2 protein-coding genes and 19 tRNA genes are annotated in these 3,468 nt (G+C 45.7%); 20 read left to right on the top strand and 1 reads right to left on the bottom strand.

The window, feature by feature from the left end; translation table 11 throughout:
* Positions 1 to 84: 84 nt before the first annotated feature.
* The 19 genes from H5993_RS09025 (at position 85) to H5993_RS08935 (ending at position 1,763) form a co-directional block, all read left to right on the top strand.
* Positions 85 to 157: transfer RNA gene (locus H5993_RS09025), tRNA-Val, on the top strand.
* A gap of 18 nt (positions 158 to 175) precedes the next feature.
* Positions 176 to 248: transfer RNA gene (locus tag H5993_RS09020), tRNA-Lys, on the top strand.
* 34 nt (positions 249 to 282) lie between these two features.
* Positions 283 to 355: transfer RNA gene (locus tag H5993_RS09015), tRNA-Thr, on the top strand.
* 8 nt (positions 356 to 363) lie between these two features.
* Positions 364 to 435, top strand: a tRNA-Gly gene (locus H5993_RS09010).
* A gap of 29 nt (positions 436 to 464) precedes the next feature.
* Positions 465 to 550 (top strand) — tRNA-Leu (locus H5993_RS09005).
* 8 nt (positions 551 to 558) lie between these two features.
* Positions 559 to 632: transfer RNA gene (locus H5993_RS09000), tRNA-Arg, on the top strand.
* A gap of 6 nt (positions 633 to 638) precedes the next feature.
* Positions 639 to 712: transfer RNA gene (locus H5993_RS08995), tRNA-Pro, on the top strand.
* Positions 713 to 738: 26 nt separating this feature from the next.
* Positions 739 to 812, top strand: a tRNA-Met gene (locus tag H5993_RS08990).
* Positions 813 to 828: 16 nt separating this feature from the next.
* Positions 829 to 902 (top strand) — tRNA-Ile (locus H5993_RS08985).
* A gap of 20 nt (positions 903 to 922) precedes the next feature.
* A tRNA-Ser gene (locus H5993_RS08980) sits at positions 923 to 1,010 on the top strand.
* A gap of 8 nt (positions 1,011 to 1,018) precedes the next feature.
* Positions 1,019 to 1,092 (top strand) — tRNA-Met (locus H5993_RS08975).
* A 4-nt stretch (positions 1,093 to 1,096) separates the two neighbouring features.
* Positions 1,097 to 1,171 (top strand) — tRNA-Asp (locus H5993_RS08970).
* Positions 1,172 to 1,176: 5 nt separating this feature from the next.
* Positions 1,177 to 1,249, top strand: a tRNA-Phe gene (locus H5993_RS08965).
* A 20-nt stretch (positions 1,250 to 1,269) separates the two neighbouring features.
* Positions 1,270 to 1,340 (top strand) — tRNA-Gly (locus H5993_RS08960).
* A gap of 13 nt (positions 1,341 to 1,353) precedes the next feature.
* A tRNA-Ile gene (locus H5993_RS08955) sits at positions 1,354 to 1,427 on the top strand.
* Positions 1,428 to 1,429: 2 nt separating this feature from the next.
* Positions 1,430 to 1,518, top strand: a tRNA-Ser gene (locus H5993_RS08950).
* Positions 1,519 to 1,522: 4 nt separating this feature from the next.
* Positions 1,523 to 1,595, top strand: a tRNA-Glu gene (locus H5993_RS08945).
* Between the two features lie 14 nt (positions 1,596 to 1,609).
* Positions 1,610 to 1,683: transfer RNA gene (locus tag H5993_RS08940), tRNA-Met, on the top strand.
* Positions 1,684 to 1,688: 5 nt separating this feature from the next.
* Positions 1,689 to 1,763, top strand: a tRNA-Asp gene (locus H5993_RS08935).
* A gap of 192 nt (positions 1,764 to 1,955) precedes the next feature.
* Here H5993_RS08935 and H5993_RS08930 read toward each other — a convergent pair.
* Complete coding sequence (locus H5993_RS08930) at positions 1,956 to 2,462, bottom strand: hypothetical protein (protein ID WP_204777093.1); 507 nt, start codon at positions 2,460 to 2,462, stop codon at positions 1,956 to 1,958.
* A 307-nt stretch (positions 2,463 to 2,769) separates the two neighbouring features.
* Here H5993_RS08930 and spxA point away from each other — a divergent pair, with 307 nt between their 5' ends.
* Entirely contained in the window at positions 2,770 to 3,171 is a 402-nt protein-coding gene (gene spxA, locus H5993_RS08925; RefSeq protein WP_180870115.1) for a transcriptional regulator SpxA, read from the top strand.
* Positions 3,172 to 3,468 lie beyond the last annotated feature (297 nt).

Here is a 3,468-nt window from a genome sequence, read left to right as displayed (position 1 = left end):
TGCCGAACACAGAAGTTAAGCTTCAACGCGCCGAAAGTAGTTGGGGGATCGCTCCCTGCGAGGATAGGGCGTCGCCATGCAAATGGAGGATTAGCTCAGTTGGGAGAGCGTCTGCCTTACAAGCAGAGGGTCACAGGTTCGAGCCCTGTATCCTCCATTGAGCCGGAAAGCTCATGAGCCGTTAGCTCAGTCGGTAGAGCATCTGACTTTTAATCAGAGGGTCGACGGTTCGAACCCGTCACGGCTCATTGCCAACATAAGGAAGGATTCCTAAAGTCATATGCCGACTTAGCTCAGTTGGCAGAGCACCTGTCTTGTAAACAGGGGGTCGGAGGTTCGAATCCTCTAGTCGGCATTTATTTTGCGGAAGTAGTTCAGTGGTAGAACATCACCTTGCCATGGTGGGGGTCGCGGGTTCGAATCCCGTCTTCCGCTTTGCCAATTCCATCCTACTATATTATTATGCCGGGGTGGCGGAATTGGCAGACGCACAGGACTTAAAATCCTGCGGTCAGTGATGACCGTACCGGTTCGATCCCGGTCCTCGGCATTTATTTTGCACCCATAGCGCAATTGGATAGAGTGTCTGACTACGAATCAGAAGGTTGCAGGTTCGACTCCTGCTGGGTGCATTTTTTCGGGAAATAGCTCAGCTTGGTAGAGCACCTGGTTTGGGACCAGGGGGTCGCAGGTTCGAATCCTGTTTTCCCGATAGTAATTTAGATAAGTTACTTAATTCGCGGTGTAGCTCAGCTGGCTAGAGCGTCCGGTTCATACCCGGGAGGTCGAGGGTTCGATCCCCCCCGCCGCGATTTGGGTGGTTGTTTTGGACCTTTAGCTCAGTTGGTTAGAGCAAGCGGCTCATAACCGCCCGGTCGTAGGTTCGAGTCCTACAAGGTCCATCCTACGGGTTCATAATTATGGAGGATTACCCAAGTGGCTGAAGGGGGCGGTCTTGAAAACCGCTAGGCCGGGCAACCGACGCAAGAGTTCGAATCTCTTATCCTCCTTTTATTATCGCGGGGTAGAGCAGTCTGGTAGCTCGTCGGGCTCATAACCCGGAGGTCGTTGGTTCAAATCCAGCCCCCGCAATTTTGGTCCATTGGTCTAGTTGGTTTAGGACGCATCCCTGTCACGGATGAGATCGCGGGTTCGAGTCCCGCATGGACCGTTTCTGGCTCGGTAGCTCAGTTGGTAGAGCAACGGATTGAAGCTCCGTGTGTCGGCGGTTCGATTCCGTCCCGCGCCATTTAATTAAATATTTAAGATGCGGGTATAGTTTAGTGGTAAAACCACAGCCTTCCAAGCTGTTGTCGCGAGTTCGATTCTCGTTACCCGCTTTTTCTTTTGAATGGGTCTATAGCTCAGCTGGTTAGAGCGCACGCCTGATAAGCGTGAGGTCGGTGGTTCGAGTCCACTTAGACCCATTGGGGAAGTACTCAAGTGGCTGAAGAGGCGCCCCTGCTAAGGGTGTAGGTCGCGACAAGCGGCGCGAGGGTTCAAATCCCTCCTTCTCCGTTATGACCCGTTGGTCAAGTTGGTTAAGACACCAGCCTTTCACGCTGGTAACATGGGTTCGAGTCCCGTACGGGTCATCTTATTTTATTATCGCGGGGTAGAGCAGTCTGGTAGCTCGTCGGGCTCATAACCCGGAGGTCGTTGGTTCAAATCCAGCCCCCGCAATTTTTGGTCCATTGGTCTAGTTGGTTTAGGACGCATCCCTGTCACGGATGAGATCGCGGGTTCGAGTCCCGCATGGACCGCTAATAAAAAAGCTGGGAAGAAAATGCTTCTTCCCAGCTTTTTTGCTACCGCTGAACGGTTACTTAAAACCATGATTCTGCTTAGCTTGTAAGGGTTCGTAAACGCCGATTAACAAGAACGATTCCTACAAATTGATCTTGATGGAACTTACCTTTGATCGGTCGTCGAGATGGTGTTCTTTTGCCATCTCATTATTCAGCTAAATGGTATTGATCAAAGAAGTATTGATTACGTGGTCCTGGTTCTCCATATTGCCGGAGGGGATCATAACGTGGACTATCTAACCATTCACTTAAATCTCCTGCGGACTGCCACCAGGTCATCAAAACGGTTGTACCTGGATCATCTTTTCGTTCCATTAGATAACCCGTTAATAATTTTGTGCCATGAGAGTCAGCAATTGTCTCGTCAAGAATATCATGTGCCCATTTCCGTAATAATTTCCGTTCCTTCCGACTAAGAGTAAAGGATTGGTAATTTAGAAATCCCCGAAAATCGTCTTTGCCAACTGCGTGTAATGTTTTGAGTCGAATTGGAGCAGCAAAAGCTGATTTTTTGCCGGAAAAATCAAACAGAGTATATTTACCAGGTATCCGGGTACTACTATAGAGGCGTAGTAGGCGGTCTGACTTTAATTCGTTCTCCTTATCGTGGAGAAAATCAAGTGATCCAAGAGCATAGCTAATTTCTGATAACATAATTATCACTTCCTTACCCTTATTATACTTCTTAATATAAATTGTGCGATAAAAAATTACATTATCAAGTGATTCCAGTTTTAGGGATCGATAATTAAATAAAATCAATTGACGGTTTCCCGGACTTAAGGTGAGTAGATGTAAAATAACTTTTGTATATCATTGAAAACGGTTAAAATCGTATTTTTAATACACTTACAAAAAGTAAACAATTTTCAAAAGAAAGGTTTTATTTATCAGTGTAATAGCATATAATGGAATTGAAGGATAGATGAAGTTCAGATTTTCAAAAAAGGGGGCAGCTTAAATGGTAACACTTTACACATCACCAAGTTGTACATCTTGTCGGAAAGCGCGGGCATGGTTAAAGCAACACAATATCCCATATGTAGAGCGGAATGTTTTTTCTGACCCGTTAAGTTTAGCCGAAATTAAGACGATTCTCCGGATGACTGAAAATGGAACTGAAGATATTATTTCTAAGCGTTCCAAAGCTTATCAATCTTTGAAGATTGACCTTGATGAATTGCCAATGACGAAGTTATACGAATTAATCACTAAAACACCAGGACTATTGCGGCGGCCAATTATTATTGATGACAAGCGGATCCAAATCGGTTATAACGAAGATGAAATTCGGCGCTTCTTACCACGGAAGGTCCGGGCAATGGAGTTAGCCGAAGCCCAACGTCGGGCAAATATGTTTTAAAAATTTTAAAATTAAACGTGAGGTTGGGAAAAAAGCTCCTTGACGGCCTGGTTGGGATAAGAAGGACGAAGGTTGATTCATTAGAATCCACCTTTCGTTCGCACTTATCCGCTAAGGCCGTGCTTTTTGACCTTAGTTACTGAGTAACATTCGGAGATGACAAAGAGAGGCTGGGAAAAAACTCCTAGTCCAAAGTAAAAACCGGATGATGAATTTCTTAAACAATTCATCATCCGGTTTTTATGTACACAGGAAGTCGCTCCTGATATGATGTAATTAGCCCAAAACAAACAAAAA

It is taken from the genome of Limosilactobacillus alvi (assembly GCF_016900115.1).
In the GTDB taxonomy this organism is placed as follows: Bacteria; Bacillota; Bacilli; order Lactobacillales; family Lactobacillaceae; genus Limosilactobacillus; species Limosilactobacillus alvi.
The sequence above is the reverse complement of the archived record's forward strand: the minus strand, read 5'-3'. Positions and strand labels throughout refer to the sequence as shown.